We start from the raw sequence: 24,763 nt of genomic DNA, 5'->3' as shown, positions 1-24,763 counted from the left end.
AGAACTCAGATGAAAACACCTCAACGCAGCCTGCTCAGCCTCGCCGCCGTGATCGCGGCCGGTTTGGCCAGCCCCGTCGCCTACGCTTTTGACTGCAGCGGCTTGCCGGAATGGACCGCCCAAGGCGTCTACACCGGCGGCCAGAACGTGCAGCAATCCAAACAGGCCTTCCAGGCCAAATGGTGGACGCAGAACAACACGCCGGCGAGCAATGCCGGCCAATGGGATGTCTGGAAGCCGCTGGGCGCCTGCGATGGCGTGCAGGTCGACACCACGCCGCCCACGGTGCCCGCCGGCCTGAGCGCTAGCGGCGCCACCACCAGCAGCATCACGCTGAGCTGGAGCGCCTCGACCGACGCCGGCAGCGGCGTGGCCGGCTACGACGTGCTGCGCGGCGGCAGCGTGGTCGCTTCGCCCACCGCCACCAGCCTGGTGGACAGCGGCCTGACCGCCGGCACCGCCTACAGCTATGCAGTGCGGGCACGTGACAAGGCCGGCAATGTGTCGGCCGCCAGCAGCGCTTTGCTGACCAGCACCGCCAGCGGCGCCTGCGCCTCGGCGCCGGCCGCACCGACCGGCCTCACATCCCCCTCGCAGACCAGCGCCAGCGTCGCCCTGAGCTGGACGGCATCCGCCGCAGCGCCCAACTGCACGGTGCAATACCGTGTGCAGCAAGCGGCCACACAGGTCGCGCAGACCAGCAGCACCAGCGCCACCGTCAACAGCCTCGCGGCCGACACCGCCTACAACTTCAGTGTCGTCGCCTTCAACCAGGCCGGCGCCTCGCCCGCATCGCCCGTGTTGAGCGTGCGCACCGCCAAGGCGGATGTGAGCGGCGCCAAGAACGTGCTGGGCTATTTTGCGCAATGGGGTATTTACGACCGTAACTTCAATGTCAAAGACATTGACGCCGGCGGTGCTGCGGCAAGGCTGACGCATATCAACTACGCCTTCGGCAATGTGCGCAATAACCGCTGCGAGGTCGGCTTGACGGTGCCGGTCAACGAGAGCACCGGCGTCGGCGGCGACGCCTTTGCCGACTACACCAAGTCGATTCAAGCGGCGCAAAGCGTCGACGGCGTGGCCGATCTGTGGGACCAGAAGCTGCGCGGCAGCTGGGGGCAAATCAAGAAGCTCAAGGCCAAATACCCGAAGCTCAAGGTCTTGATCTCGCTGGGTGGCTGGACCTATTCGCGCGGCTTCTCCAGCGCAGCGCGGCCCGAGAACCGCGTCGCTTTCGTCAAGTCTTGCGTTGATGCCTACATCAAGGGTGACTTGCCGGTAACGGATTACGCCGGCGGCCCGGGCGCGGCGACCGGTGTATTCGACGGCATCGACATCGACTGGGAATACCCGGTCGCCTGCGGCCTGAGCTGCGGCGCGCCCGAGGACAAGGCCAATTTCACCGCCTTGCTGGCCGAATTCCGCAAGCAACTCGACGCCGCCAAGCCTGGCCTGCTCTTGACGATTGCCGCACCGGCCGGCATCGACAAGATCCGCGTGATGGACCCCGCAGCGTTCCATCCCTCGCTGGATTTCATCAATGTGATGACCTATGACTTCCACGGTGCGTTCGAGCCCACGACCGGTTTCCATTCGCCGCTTTACGCCTCGCCGGCCGACCCTTCGACCGGCGATGTGCGCCTGTACAACAGCAATGACGCGATCCAGGCCTTCCTGGACCGCGGCGTGCCGGCCAAAAAGCTCAATCTGGGCATCGGTTTCTACGGTCGCGGCTGGACCAATGTGCCCAATGTCGGCAACGGCCTCTACCAGCCGGGCGTCGGCGCGCCGGGCAAGTACGAGAAAGGCATCGAGGACTACCGCATCCTCAAGACCTTGGGCTACCCGAGCTTCGTCGACGCGGCCTCGCGTGCGCAGTGGATCTACAACGGCACCACCTTCTGGAGTTTTGACACCCCGGTGCAGATCACCGAGAAGATGAACTATCTGAAGAGCAAGAACCTGGGCGGCGCCTTCTTCTGGGAGTTCAGCGGTGACGACGCCAACTCCACGCTGCTGAAGGCGATCAGCGACGGCCTGAAGTGAGCCGGTGAGCAACAGGCCGGTCGCTATGCGCCCGGTCTGAGCCACAAGAACTATGACGAGCGCTTGGACAGGCTCGGCATCGTCATTTGCAGGGTTTACGGTGCGAATGCTGACTGAGCATTCAACCGGATTCTTTCCATGCAAACCACTCATCTATTCAAACGTGCCGCCCTCGGCTTGGCTCTCACCACCGCCTTGAGCCCGGCAATCGCCGCCCAAGACTGGCAGCTGGCCGATGTGCAGGCCTTCTATCTGCATCAGCCCCCGGGCAGCTTCACCGGCATCTACCGTAGCCAAGGGATCGCGGTCAACGGCAATGAGTTTGTGTTCTCCTGGCAATATGGACTGGAGCGTACCGACGCCAACTTCAATTCGCTGCAGCGCAACTCCAATATCGGCAGCGGCGGCCTGACGCCGGGCATCCCGAGCGACTTGTTTGCCCAAGGCCTCAACCATATCGGCGACATCGACGTCCAAGGCGGCATCATCTATGCCTCGCTGGACAGCACCAATGGCTACAAACAGCCCCATGTGGCGCTGTTCAATGCGGCGGACCTCAGCTACACCGGCAAGAGCTTCACGCTGGCCGGCACCCCCGCCAACCCCAATGGCGACCTCGCCAGCTGGGTCGCCGTAGATGCCGCACGGGGCTATGGTTATGGCAAGGAATGGCGCAATGGCAACACGCTCAACGTTTACAACTTGAGCGATTGGAGCTTCAGCCACACCATCCAGATGGACAGTTCGCTCAAGAACATTCAAGGCGCCAAGGTGGTGGGCGACTGGCTCTATATGGCCTCCGACAATGCCGATCAAGGCATCTACCGCAGCAATCTGCTGACCGGCCATCTCGAGGAAGTGCTGCGCATCCCCAAGCCCGACGGTGATCTGGAGATCGAAGGCATCGCGATGCGCCAAAACGCCAACGGCGCGCTGGACATGTATGTGGAGCTGATCGTGGACCCGGACCGCAGCGACCAGTCGCTGACGAATCAGAACCTGCACGTCAATCTCTACCACTACCAACTCGCCGCCACGGTGCCAGAGCCGCAAAGCTACGCCTTGCTGCTGGCCGGCTTAGGCTTGCTGGGCGCCGTGCGGCGCCGTGCGGCGCCGTTCAAAGTAATGTGAGTTGACTCAGAGGCTGAGAACTTTTGTAGCGAGCGGCCGCAAGGCTAGGCGGACGGAGCACAGAAACCGGAACGTACGCCTTGTACGTGAGGATTTCGAGCATCCGGCCAACGACGCATGGCGGTCGCGCAGTAAAAAGTTCTCAGCCTCTCAGGCCGGCTGAGGCGCCGGCCCGCTGAGCCGCACAGCCATGCGAGGTGCCGCCACTTGCTTGGCGAAAGCGGGCATGGCATGGCTCAGGGCCACTTCGGCGGCCCGGGTCAGGTCAGAGGCATTGATGCGTGGGCAGTCGCATTTGGCAATACCGCTCACCAGGCTGGCATACAGCGGCTGTGGGCTCAGTTCATAGGCGCCGCTCAAGACCTGCTGCAAGCGCTCCTGGATCACATGCACATTGGCGCGCTCGACGTTTTGCAGCACCACGCCGAAGCGCCGCTCACCAATGCGGGCCACCACATCCGTGCCACGCACCCGGCTGCGCAGCCGCGCACCCAAGGCATCCAGCAAGCTCGCGGTTTGCGGCTGGTGCTGCTGCACCAGCAGGCCCAAGGGTTCGCGCACCTCGACATCGATCAAGAGTACCGCCGGCCGCGTGCCGTAGCGGCGCGCCTGGTTCAACTCGCGCCCCACCAGCTTGGCAAAGCCTTGCAAGCTAGGCAGCTGAATCATGGCGGGCAAGCCCGCCAACTCAATGGCGTTGCGCTCGGTGAACTGGGAAAAGTCGGCGGTCGCTGTGTTTTGCACGGGAATTTGGAGGTGTTGGCGCCAAAGATAACGGGCGAGGTGAGGATCACGAACGCTCGGCGACAGCCCATATATTTGGCCTCCCTGTCATCAACAAGCGTTCATGTCCTCTCTTGCTAGAACGAGATCCATCCGCCTAACCCGACATCGCCCCAAAAATAATTTAAGCGTGCGGCGAAAGCTGAATCAGCCAGCCGCTAGAGTGCGGGCTGCCGTATGGCTTGAAACCTGCCTATTCACCTGAGCCAGATGAGCGACATCACTGTTTTGCTTCGTGCCGCCGGCCAAGGCGACGCCGCCGCTGTTGAAGCCGTGGTGGCCTTGCTTTATGCCGACTTGCAAAAGTTGGCGCACAGCCGCATGCGCCAAACGGGCCACCTGACCCTGTTGGATGCGACCGGCCTGGTGCACGAATCCTATTTACGCCTTTTCGCCCGGCTGCAAAAAGCCGAAGGGGAGCAAGGGCAAGACTTCCCTGACCGCAAGCATTTCCTGGCCTATGCCTCGCGGGTGATGCACAGCATCGTGATCGATATGGTACGGACCCGCCAAGCGGCGCGCCACGGCGGCGAGTTTGCCCATGTGACGCTGAACACGGCGGTGGCCGAGCTGCCGCCGCAAGGCGACGACGAAATCCTGCGCGTGCACGAGGCGCTGGCCGAGCTGGCGGAGATGGACCCGCGCTTGGCGCAAGTGGTGGAAATGCGTTACTTCGGCGGACTCACCGAGACCGAAATTGCAGCGGCGCTGGGCGTGACCGAACGCACCGTGCAGCGCGATTGGCAAAAGGCGCGGCTGTTTTTGTCGATGGCGCTTAAATCCTAGACAAGTCGGCATGAACAAGCCCGCATGAACGAGACGACACGCCGCCATATTGACAAGTCCCGCTGGCCACGCCTGAGCCCGCTGCTGGACGAGCTGCTGGACCTGCCCCCCGAGCAGCGCCCGGCCCGTTTGCAAGCGCTGGAGGCCCAAGACCAAGAGCTGGCCGCCGACCTGCGCGAGCTGCTGTGGCGCCAGGAAGCGATGGACGCCGCCCAGTATCTGGCCACGCCCGCGCTGCAGACGATGGAGGCGCAGCAGCCAAGCAAAGCCAACAACAGCGCCGGCCAGCAACTCGGCGCCTACACGCTGGAGCGCGAGATCGGCCAGGGCGGCATGGGCACGGTCTGGCTGGCGCGCCGCACCGATGGGCGCTTTGACGGCCTGGCCGCGATCAAGTTCCTCAATGCCGGCCTGCTCGGCCGCGGCGACGCCGGCCGCTTTGCCCGCGAGGGCCAGATCCTCGCCCGGCTGGCGCACCCGCATATCGCCCGCCTGATCGATGCCGGCATCAGCGACAGCGGTGAGCAGCCCTATCTGGTGCTGGAATATGTTGACGGCCTGCCACTGGACCAGTATTGCGAGAGCAAGGCGCTGACGGCTCGCGAACGCGTGACCTTGTTCCAGGACGTACTCGCGGCGGTGGCGCATGCGCACACCCGGCTGATCCTGCACCGCGACCTGAAACCGTCCAATATCCTGGTGACGGCTGCCGGCGAAGTGAAACTGCTGGACTTCGGCATTGCCAAGCTGCTGCATGAAGAAAATGGTGCATCGAACGCCGCCGCGACCGAGTTGACCGCTCTGGCGGGCCGCGCCTACACCCCACGTTACGCCGCACCCGAGCAGGTGCAAGGCGGCGAGGTCAGCACCGCCACCGATGTCTACGCGCTGGGCGTGCTGCTGTATCTATTGCTGTGCGGCCAGCACCCGACGACGCCCGGCATAGAGGAGCGCACCACACCGCTGGAGCGCATGCGCACACTCGTCGAGGTGGCGCCCAAGAAGCTGTCGGACCAGGTGCCTGATAGGGCCCAGGCGCGCGAGCTGCGCGGTGACCTGGACACCATCGTCGCCAAGGCGCTGAAAAAGCTGCCCGCCGAGCGCTACACCAATGCTGCCGAGCTGGCCGAAGACCTGCGCCGCTGGCTCAGCGATGAGCCAATTGCCGCCCGGCCGGACAGCCGCGCCTATGTGCTGAGCAAATTCATACGCCGGCACCGGGCGGCGGTGGCGGCCGGCACAGCGGGCGTGCTGGCCCTGGCCGCGCTGACGACGCTGAGCGTCGCCCAGGCCTGGCGCGCCGAGCGGGCCGAAAAACTGGCGCTGCAGCGCAGCGCCGAAGCCGATGATCTGCTCGGTTACATGCTTGGTGAGTTTGCCGACAAATTACGACCCATCGGCCGCATGGAGCTGCTCAATGATGTCGGCGCGAAGGCGCTGGCTCATCTGAAGCTCGCGAACGCGGTCGAGGCCACCCAGGCGGCCGGCCCCACCATGACCCCGAACAGCATCTTGCAGCGCGCCAAGGCGCTGACAGTGCTGGGCGAGGTCAGCGTCAACAAGCGCGAACTGGACGCCGCAGTCGAGCCGCTGCTAGCCGCCCGCAAGCTGCTGGCCGGCGCCAGCCCCGAGCCCGGCTTGGCCAATGACTGGCGCAAAGCGCAGGGCACGGCCGCGTTTTGGCTCGGTCATGTGTACTACACCAAGCGGCAATTGGCGCCGGCCAAGCTGGCCTGGGAAGACTATCGCCTGGGCAGCGAGGCCTGGCTGCGGGACGCGCCGGGGCAGTTTGAGCCCTTGCGCGAGCTGGCGTACGCCCTGACCAATTTGGGCGTACTGGCACTTGAGCGCGGTGAAATCAGCAGCGCGGTTGGGCAGTTTCAGGACTCACAAGCGATGAAGCAGCAGGCTGTAGTCCTGATGCCGCAGGACCTGTCTTTGCGAGGCGACTTTGCCGAGGGCTTCAGTTGGTTGGGTTCGGCCTTGGTGACGCAGGGAGACTTCATGGCCGGCAGGCGCAGCTTTGAAGCCGGCCTCGAACAGATTGCCAAGGCTCGAACCTTGGCGCCGCATGACCTCGATTGGATCGAGCGCGAGGCGACGATGCGTCTTCATCTCGGCCGCGTTTTACTGCGCCTGAAAGACAGCCGGCTGGGCCTCACAACATTGCAGCAAGCGCACGGCCAATTTCAGGACTTGTTGCAAACAGAGCCTGCACGGCGCACATGGCGACAGGCCTTGATTCGCACAAAGCTGACTCTGGCGGAGGCCTCTCCCACAAACGCTGACGCTTCTCTGGCCAAGGCCTCTATCGAGCAATTGATCGCGATGGATCAGGGCACCGGCGCCGCGACCAGTTTGCGGCGCCTGCCGCTGCGCACCCAGGCCAGCCTCGCCTTGGCCAAGGACTTGCAAGCTCAACAGCAGGGCGATGCGGCCCAGGCCTTGCTGACCAACATGCTGCCAAGCTTTGCCCAAGCGCTGAGCAAGCAACCCGACAATCTCCTCTTTCATATCGCCAATGCCAAACTTCGCCTGGATCTGGCAGCGCTGGCCAAGCAGCACGGGGACGAGGCAGCGGCACATGCGCAATGCGTCACGCTAATTGACGAACTACAAGGACAGCGCCGGCTTTTGCAGCTTCATTACGAGATCACCGAGGTCTGGGTTCAAGCACATTCCTGCCTGGGTCGCCAGGAGGCCGTGCAAGCGGAGCAGGATTGGTTGCGCAGCAAGCTCGGCACCTGAAGGCCCAACCTTCTACCTATCGAGCACAACACAGACCTCCAACGAGGAAGGGATACCGCACACCATGGCCAGCACCACTTATTACGTCAAAGCCTCACTCGACGCGGCGCAAAAATTTGCCGTCTGCCAATACTTCAAGAACGCGGACGGCACCGACCCGGTGCCCGATGGCGAGGCCTTGACCATTTCCAAGACCGCACCCAGTTGCACCGTCAACCTGATCCAATCGCCCGAGCTGCTGCTGATCGGCGTGGTCTACAAGACCTTGGGCAATGAGCCGGTTTTGACCGCCGGCAATTTTCAGCCCGCCAGCAATGACAACAGCGTCGAAGTCCGGATGCCGACCGACAAGATCGTCAGCAAGGGCGTGGTGCTGATGTTCTCCAACAGCGGCGGCGCGGTCGAAAGCCTGTACCCCAGCGATGATCCCGTCATAAAGAACACCGAGGAGTAATGCTCAAGACACCGTATCTCTATCTGAGATCCGGTGCAAGGCCATCTCTCAAGACCGCCTCTTCCCCCCCGGCACCACCAGAACCTCGCCGCTGAGCACCCGCTCAATGCTCTCGGACCAGGCGCGGGCAATCTTGAGGCAGCCGCTGTGGTTGAGGTGGATCTCGTTATGCCAGTCGCCGCTGCTGCCGCTGCTGCCGGCCGTCGCCGGGGCCAAGGGCACGGCGGTCGAGTCGAACACATGCAGCCCCGGGAATTGCTCCTTGTCCGCCGCCATGCTTTTCAGCAGCAGCGCCAGGTGGAACACCATCAAACGGCTGACCGCCGCCCAGTCGGCGCTCGGCAAGGCGCAGGCCTTCAGCGCCGGATACAGCCAGGGGCCGGACGCGCCTAACTCCGAATTGGCATTGGCTTCGGCGCCAGCAGGACGGGGCATGGGCACCGCGTAGCAATGCATGAAGACCGGCTTGCCGCTTGAGGGCCCCTGGTCGCGCAGCGTCAGCAGATGGCGCACATTGGTGCGCAGGTACTCGCTGTAGGTGGCCCAGCCGGGCTCAGAAAAGTAACGCGCTACGCCGGCTGACGGCGGGCCCCATTCGGTTTGGCGGCGCAGCAGGCGCAGATGCAGCGGCACGTCGGCGCCGTCGGGCGTGTGGGCCGGGGTCTGCGCGGCGGAGATCAGATCATTGCCGCCGACCGAGAGCAGCACGCCGTCCCAGACCGGGGCATCCGGGCTGCTGAGCAGGCGCACAAAGTCGGGCGCCGATTCCAGGTCCACCATATGGCTGAGCGCCTCGCCGGAGCCGGCGCAGTTGACCGCGCAGGTGGGCTGCTTGAAGTACATCTCCTGCAGCAGATTGGCATGCGCATCGAGCTTGGCGGTGGCGGTGGAGAACCAGGAATCGCCCTGCGCCAGCAAACGCCAGCGGTAAGCAGCCAGGTCGGGCGCTGAGGCTGTTGCCGTCAGGTCCTTCGGGGTAAAGCAGGCCAAATGATCCAAGAGAAGGCACTCCAGTGTTCAGCGTTGCGAAAGGAAATACAAGTTCGCCACGAGTTTTCGAACTGATGCGCGCGCAGTACGCAACGCAGGCGTAGCTTAGGCGATTGCATGGACATTTTTGCCGAATTTGCCATGCTATAAACCCTTGGTTTGGTCAGAAGCTTGGGCCAAAAATCGCCACCCCCCGCCCGATCGGCCTACGGACGCTACGGCCGCGCGTAACGCTTGATGTCATCACACTGCAGTGCGCAGGGTTCACGCCGGCAGCATGCGCCCGGCGGCGCTACCATTCACGCCTGACTGACAAAAGCAGCGAAGGAACATCATGAGTAGCAGCAAGCATGACAGCGGCAACAAAAGCATTTATGACTTCCAGGCCGTGTCGATCGACGGCAAGCCGGCCGACTTGGCCAGCCAGCGCGGCCGGGTTTTGTTGATCGTCAACACCGCCAGCGCCTGCGGCTTCACGCCGCAGTTCAAGGGCCTGGAAAAGCTCTGGGAAGACTATGCGGCGCGCGGCCTGGTGGTGGTGGGCTTCCCCAGCAATGAGTTCGGCGGCCAGGATCCGGGCGCCAACGAAGAGATCGCCTCCTTTTGCGAGCTCAACTACGGCGTGTCATTCCCGATGATGGCCAAGGTCAAGGTCAATGGCGCCGACGCGCACCCGCTGTGGCAATGGCTGCAGGCCGAGAAGCCCGGCATCCTGGGGCTGAAGGCGATCAAATGGAACTTCACCAAGTTCCTGGTCGGCCGGCATGGCCAGGTGCTCAAGCGCTATGCGCCGAATGACACGCCGGAGTCGCTGCGCGAGGATATCGAGGCGGCGCTGCTGGAGGACTAATCACCTCTAAGCGCCAAGTTGCTCGGCGCCTAAACGCCGGCGAATGCGTGACAGCGCCACATTCGTCAGGCCCAAATAGCTGGCCACATCTTTGAGCTTGAGGCGCTGGGCCAGCGCTGGCTCGTCGCGCAGAAAAGCCAGGTAGCGCGCGCTCGCGTCCAGCATCAGCCATTGCTGCTGGCGCTCGGTCAAGCGGAGCACCTGCACCGCCAAGGCCTGCCACAGCAGCTCGCCAATGCCGGGCCAAAGCAGCTGCCAGTCGCGCAGCTCGGCAAGGGTCAAGACGACCAACTGGCTGCGCTCCAGCGCCTCCAGCGTGTAGGGGCTGGGCTGCGCTGCACCGGGCAGGCCCAGCCATTGCAGCTCGGGGTAGAAGGCATGAATGCGCTCGCGCCCGTCGGCGTCGAGAAAGTGGCCACGCAGCAAACCCGCCTCCACCAGCCACAAGGCCGGCGCCACCTCACCGGCGCGCAGCAAGCATTCGCCACGCTTGAGTTGGCGGCGTGGCAGGGCCTGCCAGCGCTGCAGCCGTTCGGGCGACTGTTGCAAGAAGGCGAGTAGTTCGGGGCCGCAAGCGGGGCAAGTTGAGTTCATGAACCGAGGTTAATGCATGGCACTCGATTTGCGCCGAGCATGCGGCCTCGCCCATCACTTACTTGTGCCCAAGACCCATGCAGACTCCACCTCGCTCCTTCAACTGGCCCCACTTGCTGCTGCTGCTGGCGCTGTGGCCCTACGCGGCGCTGACCGCCGCTGCCGGCTGGTCGGCCGACGCCGTGCTCGGCGCCGGCACGCTGGGCACGCTGCTCTGGCTGATGCTGTGGGAGCGGCGGCTACCGCAGCATCGGCCCTGGCAGGCACGGCCGGCCGAGCTGACCCGCGACGGGGCGTTTCTCGGCATCAATGCCGTGGCCGATGCCTTGGCCGGCGCGCTGCTGATGGGCTTGGGCATCTACTGGGCGAGCTACCACGCCGAGCCTGGCTGGGCCGCTGAGCTACCGCCGCTGCTGGCCCTGCCCTTGGCCATAGCTCTGGGCGAGCTGGGGCCGTTTGCCCTGCACCGACTGGCCCATCGCCGGCCTTGGCTGTGGCGCATCCATTCGCTGCATCACCACCCGGCCAAGCTCAATGCCGCCAACAGCGTGCTGGCTCATCCGCTCAATGTGATCTGGAACAAGCTGGCGCGGGTTTTTCCATGGCTGCTCTTGGGTTTTGAGCCGCAGGTGATGTTGTGGGCGGCCTTGTTCATACAGGTGCAAGGGGCCGCCGTGCACGCCAATATTCGCGGCAGCATAGGGCCGCTGGACCGGCTCATCGGCAGCGCCGAGCTGCACCGCTGGCATCACAGCGTGATCGAAAGCGAGGCGCAAAACTATGGCACCGCGATCCCGCTGTGGGACCAGCTCTTCGGCAGCTACATCCGCCGGCCCGGCAAGGAACCCGCGCTGCTCGGGCTGTATGAGCCGCAGGACGACCGGTCGGCTATCCGTGCTGCCTGACCCACAAGGTGCGGTAGCCGCAGCTCAGCTCGCCGCGCGCCACCGCCTGGGCCAGCAACTGGTTGACGGTCTGGCGCGACAAATTGGCCAAGGCCGCCAACTCGGCCTGGCTGGCCTTGACGCCCAAGCGGCCTTCAGCGTCGAGGGGGCCACGGCCACGCTCACGCGTCAGCTGGTTCAAGGCGAGCTGAAAGCGCTCTGCCGCCGGCCGGTGTCGCGAGGCCTCCAGCAGACGCAAGGTGCCGTCATAGCGCTGGGCAAACTCGGCCAACAGCGCGCGCGCAAAACCTGGCACGTGGTCCATCAGAAGTTCGTAAGCGGCCGGGCCAAAGACCAGCAACTGCGTAGTCTGGCGCGCCACCGCCTCATAACTGCTGGGCTGGCCGGCAGCAAAAGCCGCCAGGCCGAACAAGCGCGGCGGCTGCACATGCTCCAAGACCGAGACATCGCCGCCCAAACCACAAAAGCGCGCTTCGATCTCGCCGCTCAAGACCGCGTAGAAGGCTTGCGTCGGCTGGCCTTGCAAGAACAGGCTGCGGCCCCGCGCCAGCTTGCGTGTGCCGACCAAGGACGCCAAAGCCTGCAACTGCGGCACAGGCAGCGACAGGTCGGGGAAATTGCCGCGCAGCAGCGCACTCAGATCTTCAAGCAACATGCGGGCAAAAAAACACGGAGTTTGTCGGGCATCCGACATTCTGCCGCCAGTCTTGTTGCCACACTGGGCCCATGGAACCCCACACACAAGCCGGCATGGCCGACAAGTTCTTGCATTTCGCCGCCGTCGAATGCCCGCAAGACCCGCTTTACGTGGCGATCTGCCTGGCCGTGGCCGAGCAGCCCCAGCTGCTGGCGCTGCTGCAACACGCGCCGAGCACGCAGGCCAGGCCCAATCTGCTGCTGGCGGCGCTGCACGAGCGAGTGCTGGCAGGCGTCAAGCACCCGCTCGCGGCCTATTACCCCAGCGTTGGCGGCACGCGTTTGCCGGACGCGGCACTGCCGGCCCTACTGCTGGACTTCGCCCGCAGCCAAAGCGCCGAATTGACGGCCCTGCTGCGAAGCCGCAGCACCCAAACCAACGAGATCGGCCGCTGCGCCGTGCTCTGGCCGGCCTTGCAGCAGATCGCCCAGCTGACCGGCCGGCAAGACCTGGCCCTGTTCGACTTCGGCTGCAGCGCCGGGCTGAACCTGGGGGTCGACGACTATCGCTACAACTATCTGTTGGACGCCGGTGGCTTCAGCCTGGGCGCGCCGGCCAGGACGGGCCAGGCCGCGATCGATTGCCGCTGGCTGGGCGAGTTAGCACCGCCAGCGACTCGCCCCTGGCGCTTGAGCCATCGCCTCGGCGCCGACCCGGCGCCGATCGATGTCAATGACGCGGCGGCCACGCGCTGGCTGGCCGCTTGCCTGTGGCCCCATGACCGCGTGCGCGCACAGCGATTGCAACTGGCCCTCAAGCAGGCGCGCAAGGCCAGGCATGAAGTGCGCCGGGCGGATGACTGCCTGGCCGTGCTGGCGGATTGGTTGACGCACTTGCCACCGCAGGTGCAGCCGGTGCTGTTCAACAGTTGGGTGCTGGCCTACTTTGAAGCCGCCGCCCTGACCAAGTTCCGCCAACAGCTGGCGCAACTGCAGCGCCGGCATGGCTTGATCTGGCTCAGCGCCGAAGCGCCCGGGCTGCGGCCAGACGGCCTGGCGCTGCCGCCCTTGGCGGCCGGCGCCAGCGCCTCGACCTTGTGGACGCTGCAATGGGTCGAGCGAGAAGTGCAAACCAACCTTGCCCTGGCCTGGTCGCATCCGCATGGTGCTTGGCTGCAATGGTGCGCTGAAACGCTGACTCGCTGACTCGCCGATACGCCACTGAACCGAAAGTGACACCGCGCCCGGCTTGCTTTGCGGCATGATGCTCGCGTCTGCAACGCAAAACAGGTCGGACGGATGAGTCAGGATCGGGGGGCGCACAAGCAAGAAGACGGGCCGCTGAGTCCGCCCGAGGCAATGCCTCGACAAGCCCATCATTTGGGCCGGCTGCTGGCAGGCCTGCACTCAAAGGCCGACGCGACGCTGGCGCGGGGGCTCTTGTGGCGGCTGAGCCTGGCACTGCTGCTCAGCATCGGCCTGCTGGCCTGGCTGGTGCATGCGGTGAGCAGCCGCGAGTTGCGCGCCAAATCGCTGGAAGAATTGCGCATGGACGTGGCCGAGCGCGCCCGCGCCGGCGGCGCAGACTTTGCCATCGCGCAAGCCAATACCGAGATGCTGCGCGACGAATACCTGCGCCGCCTGGCCGCTCCAAAGCCGCAGGATTGGCGGGCACAGTTTTCAAAATGGTTTGCCCGCTGGCCTGATCAACTCTTGCGGGTGCGCCCCGAACTGGATGACCACCGCCACTTGCCCAGTGTCTATCTGCGCCCCCAGCTGCCGCTGGACGATGAGCTGATGTGGCAGACGCAAGTGGCCTTCGGCCTGCTGCGCGAATGGGGGCCGCCGATGACGGCGCGCTATTACTCGGCCTATTTCGACCTGCCGGCCAAGGGCTTGATCATGTTCTCGCCCTCGGTCAACTGGGCCGCAGAGGCCAACGCGCAGACCAACAACTTCGACTACCCGCCGGTGGCGGGCGCGGCACCCGACAAGAACCCGCAGCGCCGCAACCAATGGACACCGGTCTACTACGACGACAAGGCGCGCATCTATATGGTCTCGACGGTCACGCCGATCGACTATGGCGGGCAATGGATCGCCTGCGTGTCGCAGGATGTGGCGGTGGACAGCTTGCTCAAGCGCACGCTCGGCGAGGCGCTGCCGGGCGGCTACAACATGATCATCAGCCGCGACAAGCACCTGATCGCACACCCCAATCTGAAGGCCAAAATCGAAGCGGCGCAGGGCAATCTGGCCTTGGCCAGCTTGGGCGATCCCTTGCTCGACGAGATCGCCGCCCTGGGCCTGCCCGAAGCCGGCGAAGCCATCGTCAGCGCCAGCCGCGACGGCCGCTATATGTTGGGGCTGGCGCGCATCCCCGGCCCGGACTGGCTGTTCGTGTCGGTCTACCCGAACGCGCTGCTGGAGGCCGAGGCCGACAAAATCGCCGCGAACATCCTGCTGGCCGGCGCGGTGGTGTGGCTGGTCTTGATCAGCTTGCTGGGCTGGATCGTGCGGCGCCAGATCAGCCGCCCGATCACGGCCTTGCAAAGCGCGGTGCAGGGTGTGTCGGATGGTCACTTCGACATCACCCTGCCCACCCAGCGTGCCGACGAACTGGGCCAGTTGGGCGACGCCTTTGTGCATATGGGTGAGGAGTTGGCGCGCCGGGAAGCGCGCTTGAAAAAAGATGCCAGCGAGCTGGAGCAGGGCCGTGCGCTGCTGGAATCGAGGGTGGAAGAACGCACCGCCGCCTTGCATGCCAGCAATACCGAGCTGTCGCAAACCCTGCTCAATCTGAGCCAGACGCAAAGCAGCCTGATGCGGGCCGAAAAGCTGGCCAGCCTGGGCCGCCTGGTGGCCGGCGTCGCGCATGAGATGGGCACGCCGGTCGGCAATGCCCGGCTGGCCGCCACTACTTTGAGCGCCGAGGCCGAGGCGATGGTGCTGGCGCTTGAGCAAGGCATGCGCCGCTCGGAGCTGGAGGGCTTCGTCAGACGCGTCGGCAGCGGCTCGCTTATCTTGCAGGCCAATATCGAACGTGTCAGCGAGCTGCTACTGAGCTTCAAGCAAGTAGCGGTGGACAGCAGCAGCGCGCAGCGGCGTCAGTTTGAGCTGGCGCAGCTGGTGCGGGAAATATTGATGAGCATGGACCCGACCCTCAAGCGCCTGCCGGTGGAGGTCTCGGTCGATATACCTGCAGGCCTGGAAATGGACAGTTATCCCGGCGCACTAGGGCAGGTCTTGACCAATCTGATCAGCAACGCCTTGCTGCATGGGCTCGAAGGCCGCACCCAAGGGCACATAGCCATTCATGCCCGCCGGCTTGCTGACCCGACCGGCCCGTCCGATAGGGTGGAGCTGAGCGTCAGCGACGATGGGGCAGGTATTCCCGCCGACATTCAGGCGCGCGTCTTCGACCCCTTTTTCACCACCCGCATGGGCCGCGGCGGCACCGGGCTGGGGCTCAATATCAGCCACAACCTGATCAGCAATGTGCTGTGCGGCACGATCAGCCTGCACAGCAGCTCGGCCAACGGTACCTGCTTTTTGATCGAGCTGCCGCTGGTGGCGCCCAGCGGCGCGGATAACGAGACCATCTTGCTGACAGATCTCTGAGCGCGCCGCAGGCGCGCTCAGAGCCCCTAGACGCCCACTCAGCGCGTCAGCATGGCGACAACTTGATCGCCAGACTTGCCGTCCTTCGGCTGCGTGAAGCTCAGCTCGAAGGCATAAAGCTGATTGCCGCCGCTGTTGTCGGCGCAGGCCAACTGGCGTACCGCCTGCCGGACCGGGTGACGGTATTCGTTCGGGCCACCCGTGGCGGCGACCGAATTGATCTGATTGCCCTGCACGCGGAACTCCACCTTGACCACACCGGTGGCTTGGTAGCGATCAAAAGCCTTGGTCAAGGTGTTCTTCATTTCCTGCGTGATGTTTGGGCAAGCGGCTTGCACATCAAAGCGAGCAAGGTCGGCCGCTTTTTGGCCAGCCACTTCGACCCGCTGCATCTCGACCGGCGCATTTGAGGCGGCCATGGCAGTGCCGAAAGTCATGGAAATTGCGAGTACGCAGGCGGCCTTGATAGATGACGTGTATTTCATGAGTTACTCCTTGTGTTCATCGGGGCTAGACGCGACCGCCAGCGCTTTGTTTGTTGCGCTCAACAGCTGCTGATCTGGGTTCAGAATAGTGGCCCAGATGGCCGCTTCCCAGCGCCAAATGACGAGCGTCTGATTTGGCGGGGTAGACAGCGGGAATCAGCGACGAACTGCGGGCGCTCTGTTGATGACTTGCTGCCGATTTGCCCGCGATCCGCAAGGCTAGCCCTGCTCTACTGCAGGCGCCAGCCCAGGCGAGGCCCTTCCTGGCCCTTGCGGCTGAGCGCCGACACCACCACGGCGCTCAAGCCGGGCGCCGCCACCGTCAGGCTTTCGCCGGTCAGGCGCAAGCTCCAGCGCTCGTCATAGAGTAGCCAGACCGCGTGGCGCTGGTCGGCGCCGAGCAGAACCTGCAATTGCTGCTCGCCGACCCTCTTGACGCGAAGTTCAGGCAAGGCGCTGGCGGCCGAGTCAGCGTCGGCCAACCAAGGCGTCGCCGGCACCAGCGCGGCCTCGGCATAGGGGCCCGCAGCCAAGGCGTCGGCCAGGCCGCGGCGGTTTTGCAGCAAGGCCACCATGCTGAAATGCGCGTGGCCGCTGCCGGGGCGCTGCTGGCGCAGCAAGGCGATCTGCTGCAAGATTTCTTGCACCGGCCAGCTGTCGGCCTTGTCGGTGATCTTGCTGGTGAACAGGCCGGGCCAGATATGGCGCTCCTGCGGGTTCTGCCCATGCCAGGCGTCCAGCAGCACGCCAAAGGCCTGCGCTTTTTGTGCAATCGGCCAATACAGCTGCGGCGCCAGATAGTCCAGCCAGCCTTCGCTCAGCCAGCGCTCCACATCGGCATAGAGTTTGTCGAACTGGCTGAAGCCGGCAATGCCCAGCGGGCGCAGCGCGGGCTTGGGCAGGCCAAACGGGCTGATGCCGAAGCGCACCCAAGGCTTGGTCCGGCGCAGCAGTTGATAGATGTCTTGCACCAAGTTGTCGACATTGCTGCGCCGCCATTGGGCCCGATCCAAGCTGCCGCCAGCTCGGGCGTAGCGCCGCCAGGCCGGCTCGTCGGGGAAATCAAGCTCCTGCTTGCTGTTGGCGTCAAGCACCGGATAGGGGTAGAAGTAATCGTCTATATGAACGGCATCGATGTCATAGCGCTGCAAGACATCATTGATGACGGCCAGCGTGTGGGCGGCCGCACCCGGCTCGCCCGGGTCTATCCACTGCTGATCGCCATAGGTCTTGACCCAGTCAGGCCGGCTGCGACTCAGATGCAGCGGCGCAGCGGCCGATTTGGCGCCGCTCTGGCGGGCCCGAAAGGGGTTGAACCAGGCATGCAGTTCGATGCCTCGACTGTGCGCCTCGCTGACCCAGAACTGCAGCGGATCATAAAAGGGCTCGGGCGCCTGGCCCTGGCTGCCGCTCAGGTATTCGCTCCAGGGCTCCAGCTCGGAGGCATAGAGCGCGTCGGCGCTGCTGCGCACCTGCAAGATGATGGCGTTGAGCTTGAGCGCCGCCGCCTTGTCCAGCAAGGTGAGCACTTCCGCCTGCTGCTCGGCGCTGCTCAGACCTTTGCGGCTGGGCCAGTCGATATTGGCCACGGTGGCCACCCAGGCGGCGCGGAACTCGCGTGGCGCGGGCGGGGCAAGTTCGGCAAGGTCCGGCGCCGGGATCAGTTTGGGGTCGGCGTCAGGGCCCTGGATGGGCAAAGGTGCGCAGGCCGTCAAGCCGGCACTGGCCAACACAAAAGCGCGGCGGCGCAAACTCATGCGTCCTGCTCCACCTTCTTGCCAAAGTCAGCCGGGATCTTGATCAGCGCGGCCAGGCCGAAGGACGGCAGTGTCGCCACCAGCACCCAGGCGAAAAACAGCACATAGCCCATTTGCTGCTGCAGCCAGCCGCTCCACATGCCGGGAATCATCATGCCCAGCGCCATAAAGCCGGTGCAGATCGCGTAGTGCGCCGTCTTGTATGAGCCCCCAAGTGCTGGCTTCGCTGCGCCCCCCCCCCGAGGGGGCTGTGGCAACTTGGGGCGGCCCGGCGTTGCCACGGCATCCCCCTCCGCAACCAAGATCATGAACATCAGATAAGCAGTGAAACCCAGGCCATAGCCAAATTGCTCGACGGCCAGCGCCGTGCTGATGACGACCAAGTTGTGCGGCATGCTGAGCGCCATCAGCAAGAACATGACGTTCGGCACATGCATGGCCAGAATCAGCGGCCACAGCGCCCGCTTGAGCCCGATGCGTGAGATCACCCAGCCGCCCAGCAGGCCGCCCAGCGTCAGCGCGCACAAGCCGACCGTGCCGTAGGCAATGCCGACCTGCTTGGTCGTCAGACCCAGGCCACCGGCGCTGCTCGGGTCAAGCAAAAAGGGCGTGGCCAGCTTGAGCAACTGCGCTTCAGGAAAGCGATAGAGCAGCAAGAAGCCGATGATCACTCCGATGCCGGGCTTGCGGAAAAATTCTGCAAAGACGGTAACAAAGTCGCGCCGCAGCTGATGGCCGCTGCGCCCGGCCTGGCCACTCACATCGCTGGCCGGGCGCGGCAGCATCCACTGGTGATAGCCCCCCAGCAGCACAAAAATGCCGGCCAGCAGAAAGAACACCGCGCTCCAGGCCTGCGTCATGCTGCCGGTGCGCTCTTGCAACTCGCCGGCCAGATAGACCAGGCCGCCTTGACCGCCAATATTGGCCAGGCGGTAGAAGGTTGAGCGCACGCCCACAAAAGCGGACTGACGGCGCTGGCTCAGCGCCAACATATAGAAACCGTCGGCGGCGATGTCATGCGAGGCCGAGGCGAAAGCCATCAGCCAGAACATCGCCAGCGTCAACTGCACGCTGCGCGAACTTGGGATGCTCAAGGCGACCAGCGCCAGCGCTGCGCCAATGACGAACTGCAGCGCAACGATCCAACCGCGCTTGAGGCCCAACAGTTCTATCAGCGGAGACCACAGCGGCTTGATCACCCAGGGCAGGTAGAGCCAGCTCGTGTACAGCGCGATCTCGGTGTTAGACAGGCCGAGGTTCTTGTACATGATGACCGACAGCGTCATCACCACCACATAGGGCAGGCCCTGGCCAAAATAGAGCGTGGGGATCCAGGACCAGGGTCTGCGGTCGGAGTTCAAAGTGCGGTTCTCGGGCATGGGCTGCACTGTAGCTTGAGCTTGTTTTCGAAAATATTTTGCTCGCGTCGTAAGGAAAGAGCGCAGCATCACGACCCAGATGGGTACGCAAGTTGGCGCCAATGCCAAGCGTGCTGATCTAAGTCTATGTTCACCACCCCTTCATCATTGACCCATCTGGAGATACACATGCAAGCATCCATCAAAACCGGCCTGAGCATCGCTGCAGCAGCCGCAGCCCTGTTCGCCACCGCCGGTTTCACCACCGTTGCCCACGCCGCCGATGAGGGCATGGTCAAGTGCTCCGGCATCAACAGCTGCAAAGGCTCGTCAGACTGCAAGACCGCCAAGAGCGAATGCAAGGGCCACAACAGCTGCAAGGGCCAGGGCTGGAACAGCAAGAAGTCGGCCGAGGAGTGCACCAAGGCCGGCGGCAAGGTTGTCGGCTAAGCCCTCTAACAAGCTCTGTAGCTAGAGCATCGAAGGGCAAGGCGGCTCAATCCTGCCTTGCCCTGATTCATTTGGAGCACTCAATGTCAGTCAGCCGCTTGCAGGGTTTCGGCCTCGGACTCAGGACCGAACACTATGCCGACTTTGCCAACCCCGAGGCGCCGCTGCCGCCAGCGCTGAAGCCCGATTGGCTGGAGATCATCTCCGAGAATTACATGGTGCCCGGTGGCAAGCCGCTGCATCACCTGGACCGCATCCGGCGCGATTTTCCCGTGGTGATGCACGGCGTGTCTCTGTCGATCGGCAGCGCCGACCCTTTGAATCTGGACTACCTGCGTGACTTGAAGGCGCTGGCCGCGCGCGTCGAGCCGGCCTGGATTTCGGATCATCTGTGCTGGACCGGCGTTGACCATCGCAACCTGCACGATCTCTTGCCCATGCCCTATACCGAGGCGGCGCTGCAACACCTGAGCCCGCGCATCGCGCAAGTGCAGGACCTGCTGCAGCGGCCCTTGGTGCTTGAGAACGTGTCCAGCTATGTGCGTTTCGCCGCTGACGAAATGAGCGAGGCCGAGTTTGTGGCCGAGTTGCTGCGCCGCAGCGGCGCCAAGCTGCTGCTGGACATCAACAACGTCTATGTCTCCAGCCGCAACCACGGCTTTGATGCGCGCGCCTATGTCGATCTGATGCCGGCAGAACAAGTGGTGCAAATCCACCTGGCAGGCCATGAAGACCGTGGCGACATCCTCGTCGACACCCATGACCACCCGGTAAGCGATGCGGTCTGGCAGCTCTATTGCTACACGCTGCTGCGCATCGGCGCGCGCCCGACCATGATTGAGCGTGATGACAGCATCCCGCCCTTGGCCGAACTCTTGCTGGAGCTTGACCAGGCCCGGCAGCTGGCGCAGACCGTCTGCCGCAGCCCGCGCAGAGCGCTACACGCGGTGCCGGCATGAGCGCGGCCTTGAAAATTCAGCAGCAGGCGATGCAGGAGGCGGTATGCGCGCGGGCCGACCCGACCGAACCTGAGGCGCTGCTGCAAGAGCCCGCGACGGGTTTGGCGATCTACCGCGAGGCCTATAGCGCTCGCTTGCTGGCCGCGCTGCGCGACAACTTCACCGTGCTGCAACGCGCGCTCGGTGACGCGGATTTCGATGCGCTGGGCCTGGCCTATATTCAGGCGCGGCCGTCACGCCAGCCTTCGATACGCTGGTTTGGCGCCGACCTCGCTGCCTTCATGGCGGATCAGTATGCGGATCAGTTGACGCACCCCTGCATGGTCGAATTTGCGCGCATGGACTGGGCGCTGCGGGCCGCTTTTGACAGCGCCGATGCGCCGGTCTTGCGCTTTGAGCAAGTGGCAGCCACGGCCACCGAAGACTGGCCCGCGCTCGTCTTCAGCTTGCAGCCCAGCGTGCATTTGCTGGCAATGAACTGGGCCATCGAGCCGGCCTGGAGCGCCCTGCGCGCCCATGAACCGGGCTCAGATGAAGCTGGGCCGGTCTTGAGCGAGCCGGCCGCCTTGGATCATCATTTGCTGGTCTGGCGCGAAGGCCTGGAGACCTATTGGCGCTCGCTCGAGCCGTTGGAGGCGCAGTTGCTGCAGGCGCTGGCGGCCGGTCAAAACTTTGAGGCAATTTGCCAGCAAGCCGCGCTGACAGTCGGGGCGGATCAAGCCGCCGCTGCGGTCGTGCAGGCGCTGCAAGGCTGGCTGGCGCGGGGTCTGCTGAGCGATGTTCAGAGTCGGGCGTCGTAGTTCGCCGTGTTTTGCGCCCTGCGCTCGGCCACGATGCTGCTGTGCCGGTTGAGCGTCGAGGCCACCGTGCCGGTCTGGCGCAACACCCACTGGAAGCTCAGCTCGCAAGTCTGCACCAGCGAGCTATTGGGGCTCTGGGTGTTGTAGTTGTAGCTGGCCCGGTTCAAGGCGGTGTCCAACTCCAATGTGCTGATGCGGTAGGCATTGGCTTCAGGCGCGCTCGCCAAAGGCTCACCCTTGCTGTCAAAGCTGCTGCCATCGGCGCGCTTGCACACCATGCTGACGCTGAGTGACATTTGGTCGGAATAGGGCTGGCTCAATTGCACCAAAAACTTGCCGCTCGAGCGGCCAATCATCGGCGACCCCGTGGGTGCGACAACGCTGAAGGCCTTGGGCATGGTGACGGTGCTGCCGTGCAGTTCGCTGCCGCGCACAAAGTTGGCCGTCACTATCGGTTGCTCGCTGGCGTCGGCCAAGAACACGCTGTAGTTCGTGCGTTTGCCGTCCTCATCTTCAAGATCGCGGCGCTGATTGCCAACGCTGGCCGACATATGGTCGTTGCCACTGGGATGCACCACAGTGATCAAGTTGGCGCTGTAGCCTAGGCGGCCCTCAACCCTGACCTGCCCCTTGTCCTGCGTGACCGTAAACTTGGGGCTGATGTCATCGACGTTCAGCGTCGCGGAATCTTTGCAGTTGGTGACGGCGCAGGTCAGGTCATCGACGATGGCGTCGACGAGGCTGCCCCCGCAAGCGGTGAGCAACAGCGTGCTCATCAACGCGGCGATGCTGACCGCGCTGTACATCCTGGTCGAAACCGGCGCTGAAGCCCCTGCAGAGTCACCTTGTGAGTGCGAAAAAAGTGTTTGCCGATGGAACATGCTGTCTACCCCCTGATTAATTGATAGGCCGCGATGCCTGGCTGATCACCCTGTTTTCACCGCCGGCGCAGTTTGCCAGAAGCCCAACTGGGGACAAAAGGGCTGCGCTCAAGTATCGAAAAATGCACCTGCAAGGTGCAAACAACGCCGCTTTCTGGAGTTTTTCTGCGCGCACAAACCGCAACTAAGGGTCAGCCCGTGACGAATGTCACGGTTTTTGCGGCATCATGGCGCGCCGCCGGATCCACGAAAAAACAGGGTCCGGCATTTCTTGGCACTTTTTGAGGGAAACAATATGAAAGCTTACGGCGCAGAATTTCTGGGTACGTTCTGGTTGGTGTTTGGTGGTTGCGGCAGCGCCGTTTTGGCGGCTGCGTTTCCGGAGTTGGGCATTGGCTTCGTCGGCGTGTCGCTCGCCTTCGGTCTGACGGTGCTGACCATGGCTTATGCCGTCGGCCATATCTCGGGCGGGCATTTCAACCCGGCCGTGTCGATCGGCCTGTTTGTCGGCGGGCGCTTCCCGGTCGGCAAACTGCTGCCCTACATCGTCTCGCAAGTGCTGGGTGGCTTGGCAGCGGGCGGCGTGCTTTACCTGATCGCCAGTGGCAAGGCCGGCTTTGATCTGGCCGGCGGCTTCGCTTCGAACGGCTTCGGCGAGCATTCCCCGGGCAAGTTCAATATGCAGGCCGCGTTGATCGCCGAAGTGGTGTTGACCGCCTTCTTCCTGATCATCATCCTGGGCGCGACCGACAAGCGCGCGCCGGCCGGCTTCGCCCCCATCGCGATCGGCCTGGGTTTGACGCTGATTCACCTGATCAGCATTCCCGTCACCAACACCTCGGTCAACCCGGCCCGCAGCACGGCCGTCGCCTTGTACGTTGGCGGCTGGGCGGTTGAGCAGCTGTGGTTGTTCTGGGTCGCTCCGATTGCCGGTGCAGTCCTGGGCGCCACGATCTATAAGCTGGTGGGCAGCGACAAGCGCTGATCCCGCACTGATCCCAATTGAAGCCGGCCTAGTGCCGGCTTTTTCACGCTTGCCTCTAGGCGCCAAGTGTTAGATTGGCATGCTTCACTCAGCCGAGCTTCGGAGACCTATCACCATGCCGTTTGACCTGCCGGACCTGCTGGGCCCGTATTTGCTGCCACTCTTGATCGCGGTGCCCTTGGCCATCGTGGTCTTCATCATCAGCAGCCGCAGGGGCGATGACGGCCCCGCCGCAAATTCGGCCGCGCCGCTAGCGACCGCTCAAGCTGCGCCGGCCGCTCCTGCCGAGCCCGCCTCCTTGCTCCTGGTGGATGATTCAGCCGTGGCGCGCGCCAAGCTTGGCAAGCTCTTCCAGACCGCCGGCTACCGCGTTACCTTGGCCAAAGACGGTGTCGAGGCGCTGGAGCGTTTGGCCGAGCAGCCCTTTGCCGTCTTGATCACCGATCTGGAGATGCCCAACAAAGACGGCTTCGAGTTGATCGCCGCCGTGCAAGGCAATCTGGATACCGAGGATTTACCTATCATCGCCATCACCGGCCATGACGAAATGCAGGCCCGCGTGCACCAGGTGCAAGGCCTGTACGGCATCTTCAAGAAGCCCTGGAATGACCGCGAGTTGCTCAAGCGCGTGGAAACGCTGGCCAATATGCGGCCGGCGGCGCGCAAGGTCTGAGCACACGGTTCGCTTGCCGTCCAATGCGGGCGGCTTGCAGTGCCCTCAGTTCTCCGGCTGCCAGTCGTCACGTTGCAAAGACATAGAGATCTGGTCGATGCCCGGGCCAAAGCCATCGCTGATCTGCTGAGTCGTTCGAAAGCCATAGCGCGCGAAGAAGCCCGCGGTGTGTTGGCTGGTGTCGATCGTGATCTCGGCAGTTTCGGGCCGCAAGAACAGGTGATTGACGCGCCAGGCAAGCAGGCTGGCTCCAAGAGCAGCGCCGTGACAATCCCGCGCAACCATGCCCCAGCTGAGACGGCCCTTGCCCTCACGAATATAGCAACCGCCGCAGCCCACGACGGCACTGCCCTGCTCGACGACGAAGTAGTCCCCGCTGGGTTGCTCAAGAAAAGCATCGAACTCCGGCAACTCTGAGCTGTCGAAATAGCGCGGCATATTGCTGCGAAAGATCGCAAGACATGCTTGCCGATCTGAAGCGAGATAGGGGCGGATCTGGATCGTCGCCAAGGCATTGGGGCTCATTGCGGCCTAGAGAGAATGATTGCGTGAATTCCACCGGCCTGGCTTGTGCGAAGCCATACGCATGCGTACGAACTGGCACATAGCCGGGGCGATGAACGCTTAGCAGTCTACTTGGCAGCAGCCGGGGCCGCGGCAGACTGCTCCAACTCTTCCAGGCGGCGCTGCAGTTCCTGCTTTTGATGCGGGTCTTTCGGCGTACCCAAGAGCTTTTCAGAATGACCGTCTCCGCGACCGCAAGCGCTGTCTTGCGAGGCGGCAACATCGGGCGCTAGACCTGCCTTGTCCCAATCCGATTTGCAGATGGGATGTACGGGTGTCTAAGTTTCCTTGGTTGGCTGCGCGT

23 protein-coding genes are annotated in these 24,763 nt (G+C 63.8%); 14 read left to right on the top strand and 9 right to left on the bottom strand.

The features are described from left to right. Positions 1-9: 9 nt before the first annotated feature. Together LNV09_RS03000 and LNV09_RS02995 are read left to right on the top strand one after the other, a co-directional pair. Positions 10-2,049, top strand: coding sequence for a glycosyl hydrolase family 18 protein (locus tag LNV09_RS03000; protein ID WP_263555583.1), 2,040 nt, complete (start codon positions 10-12; stop codon positions 2,047-2,049). A 138-nt stretch (positions 2,050-2,187) separates the two neighbouring features. Next, positions 2,188-3,180, top strand: a complete 993-nt coding sequence (locus LNV09_RS02995; RefSeq protein WP_263555582.1) for a PEP-CTERM sorting domain-containing protein — start codon at positions 2,188-2,190, stop codon at positions 3,178-3,180. A 150-nt stretch (positions 3,181-3,330) separates the two neighbouring features. On the opposite strand, the gene LNV09_RS02990 is transcribed toward LNV09_RS02995, so the two are convergent. Next, complete coding sequence (locus LNV09_RS02990) at positions 3,331-3,924, bottom strand: diguanylate cyclase domain-containing protein (RefSeq protein WP_263555581.1); 594 nt, start codon at positions 3,922-3,924, stop codon at positions 3,331-3,333. A 249-nt stretch (positions 3,925-4,173) separates the two neighbouring features. On the opposite strand from LNV09_RS02990, the gene LNV09_RS02985 reads away from it, so the two are divergent. The 3 genes from LNV09_RS02985 (at position 4,174) to LNV09_RS02975 (ending at position 7,951) form a co-directional block, all read left to right on the top strand. Continuing rightward, the gene (locus LNV09_RS02985) at positions 4,174-4,749 is read left to right on the top strand and encodes an ECF-type sigma factor (protein ID WP_263555580.1); all 576 of its coding nucleotides are present in this window, start codon (positions 4,174-4,176) and stop codon (positions 4,747-4,749) included. Positions 4,750-4,773: 24 nt separating this feature from the next. Further along, positions 4,774-7,497, top strand: coding sequence for a serine/threonine-protein kinase (locus tag LNV09_RS02980; RefSeq protein ID WP_263555579.1), 2,724 nt, complete (start codon positions 4,774-4,776; stop codon positions 7,495-7,497). 64 nt (positions 7,498-7,561) lie between these two features. Next, on the top strand, positions 7,562-7,951 hold the full coding sequence (locus LNV09_RS02975) for a hypothetical protein (protein ID WP_263555578.1): 390 nt from the start codon (positions 7,562-7,564) through the stop codon (positions 7,949-7,951). A 48-nt stretch (positions 7,952-7,999) separates the two neighbouring features. Here the strand turns inward: LNV09_RS02975 and LNV09_RS02970 are convergent, their stop codons facing one another. After that, the gene (locus tag LNV09_RS02970) at positions 8,000-8,950 is read right to left on the bottom strand and encodes a hypothetical protein (RefSeq protein ID WP_263555577.1); all 951 of its coding nucleotides are present in this window, start codon (positions 8,948-8,950) and stop codon (positions 8,000-8,002) included. 325 nt (positions 8,951-9,275) lie between these two features. Here LNV09_RS02970 and LNV09_RS02965 point away from each other — a divergent pair, with 325 nt between their 5' ends. Beyond that, positions 9,276-9,791, top strand: coding sequence for a glutathione peroxidase (locus LNV09_RS02965; RefSeq protein ID WP_263555576.1), 516 nt, complete (start codon positions 9,276-9,278; stop codon positions 9,789-9,791). A 6-nt stretch (positions 9,792-9,797) separates the two neighbouring features. On the opposite strand, the gene LNV09_RS02960 is transcribed toward LNV09_RS02965, so the two are convergent. Beyond that, positions 9,798-10,385, bottom strand: coding sequence for a Crp/Fnr family transcriptional regulator (locus LNV09_RS02960; protein WP_263555575.1), 588 nt, complete (start codon positions 10,383-10,385; stop codon positions 9,798-9,800). A gap of 77 nt (positions 10,386-10,462) precedes the next feature. Here LNV09_RS02960 and LNV09_RS02955 point away from each other — a divergent pair, with 77 nt between their 5' ends. Beyond that, entirely contained in the window at positions 10,463-11,290 is an 828-nt protein-coding gene (locus LNV09_RS02955) for a sterol desaturase family protein (RefSeq protein WP_263555574.1), read from the top strand. Here LNV09_RS02955 and LNV09_RS02950 read toward each other — a convergent pair. Further along, a complete protein-coding gene (locus LNV09_RS02950) occupies positions 11,274-11,945 on the bottom strand; it encodes a Crp/Fnr family transcriptional regulator (RefSeq protein WP_263555573.1) in 672 nt (223 codons plus the stop codon). The genes LNV09_RS02955 and LNV09_RS02950 overlap by 17 nt on opposite strands. A 71-nt stretch (positions 11,946-12,016) precedes the next feature. Here LNV09_RS02950 and LNV09_RS02945 point away from each other — a divergent pair, with 71 nt between their 5' ends. Beyond that, a complete protein-coding gene (locus LNV09_RS02945) occupies positions 12,017-13,132 on the top strand; it encodes a DUF2332 domain-containing protein (protein WP_263555572.1) in 1,116 nt (371 codons plus the stop codon). A gap of 153 nt (positions 13,133-13,285) precedes the next feature. Beyond that, positions 13,286-15,547, top strand: a complete 2,262-nt coding sequence (locus tag LNV09_RS02940) for a sensor histidine kinase (RefSeq protein WP_263555571.1) — start codon at positions 13,286-13,288, stop codon at positions 15,545-15,547. 38 nt (positions 15,548-15,585) lie between these two features. On the opposite strand, the gene LNV09_RS02935 is transcribed toward LNV09_RS02940, so the two are convergent. The 3 genes from LNV09_RS02935 to LNV09_RS02925 form a co-directional block, all read right to left on the bottom strand. Continuing rightward, a complete protein-coding gene (locus tag LNV09_RS02935) occupies positions 15,586-16,032 on the bottom strand; it encodes a hypothetical protein (protein ID WP_263555570.1) in 447 nt (148 codons plus the stop codon). A gap of 230 nt (positions 16,033-16,262) precedes the next feature. Then, positions 16,263-17,789, bottom strand: coding sequence for a glycoside hydrolase family 10-like protein (locus LNV09_RS02930; protein WP_263555569.1), 1,527 nt, complete (start codon positions 17,787-17,789; stop codon positions 16,263-16,265). Beyond that, positions 17,786-19,168: an MFS transporter gene (locus tag LNV09_RS02925; protein WP_263555568.1), complete on the bottom strand. Its 1,383-nt coding sequence runs from the start codon at positions 19,166-19,168 to the stop codon at positions 17,786-17,788. The genes LNV09_RS02930 and LNV09_RS02925 overlap by 4 nt, the downstream gene beginning before the upstream one ends. Positions 19,169-19,336: 168 nt before the next feature. Between LNV09_RS02925 and bufA2 the strand changes: the two genes are divergently transcribed. The 3 genes from bufA2 (at position 19,337) to LNV09_RS02910 (ending at position 21,356) form a co-directional block, all read left to right on the top strand. Then, positions 19,337-19,597, top strand: coding sequence for a BufA2 family periplasmic bufferin-type metallophore (gene bufA2, locus LNV09_RS02920; RefSeq protein ID WP_263555567.1), 261 nt, complete (start codon positions 19,337-19,339; stop codon positions 19,595-19,597). An 83-nt stretch (positions 19,598-19,680) separates the two neighbouring features. Beyond that, entirely contained in the window at positions 19,681-20,556 is an 876-nt protein-coding gene (gene bufB / locus LNV09_RS02915) for an MNIO family bufferin maturase (RefSeq protein WP_263555566.1), read from the top strand. Next, entirely contained in the window at positions 20,553-21,356 is an 804-nt protein-coding gene (locus tag LNV09_RS02910) for an HvfC/BufC N-terminal domain-containing protein (protein ID WP_263555565.1), read from the top strand. The genes bufB and LNV09_RS02910 overlap by 4 nt, the downstream gene beginning before the upstream one ends. On the opposite strand, the gene LNV09_RS02905 is transcribed toward LNV09_RS02910, so the two are convergent. Continuing rightward, positions 21,338-22,132 (bottom strand): hypothetical protein, encoded by a 795-nt coding sequence (locus LNV09_RS02905; protein ID WP_263555564.1) that lies wholly within the window; start codon positions 22,130-22,132, stop codon positions 21,338-21,340. The genes LNV09_RS02910 and LNV09_RS02905 overlap by 19 nt on opposite strands. 400 nt (positions 22,133-22,532) lie before the next feature. Here LNV09_RS02905 and aqpZ point away from each other — a divergent pair, with 400 nt between their 5' ends. Then, complete coding sequence (gene aqpZ, locus LNV09_RS02900; protein ID WP_263555563.1) at positions 22,533-23,222, top strand: aquaporin Z; 690 nt, start codon at positions 22,533-22,535, stop codon at positions 23,220-23,222. Between the two features lie 115 nt (positions 23,223-23,337). Further along, entirely contained in the window at positions 23,338-23,895 is a 558-nt protein-coding gene (locus LNV09_RS02895) for a response regulator (RefSeq protein ID WP_263555562.1), read from the top strand. Positions 23,896-23,940: 45 nt separating this feature from the next. Here LNV09_RS02895 and LNV09_RS02890 read toward each other — a convergent pair whose 3' ends face one another. Continuing rightward, positions 23,941-24,405: a GNAT family N-acetyltransferase gene (locus tag LNV09_RS02890; RefSeq protein WP_263555561.1), complete on the bottom strand. Its 465-nt coding sequence runs from the start codon at positions 24,403-24,405 to the stop codon at positions 23,941-23,943. Positions 24,406-24,763 lie beyond the last annotated feature (358 nt).

The organism is Paucibacter sp. B2R-40 (assembly GCF_025717555.1).
In the GTDB taxonomy this organism is placed as follows: Bacteria; Pseudomonadota; Gammaproteobacteria; order Burkholderiales; family Burkholderiaceae_C; genus Paucibacter_A.
Note: the sequence above shows the minus strand (reverse complement) of the source record. Positions and strands in the feature narration are given on the sequence as shown.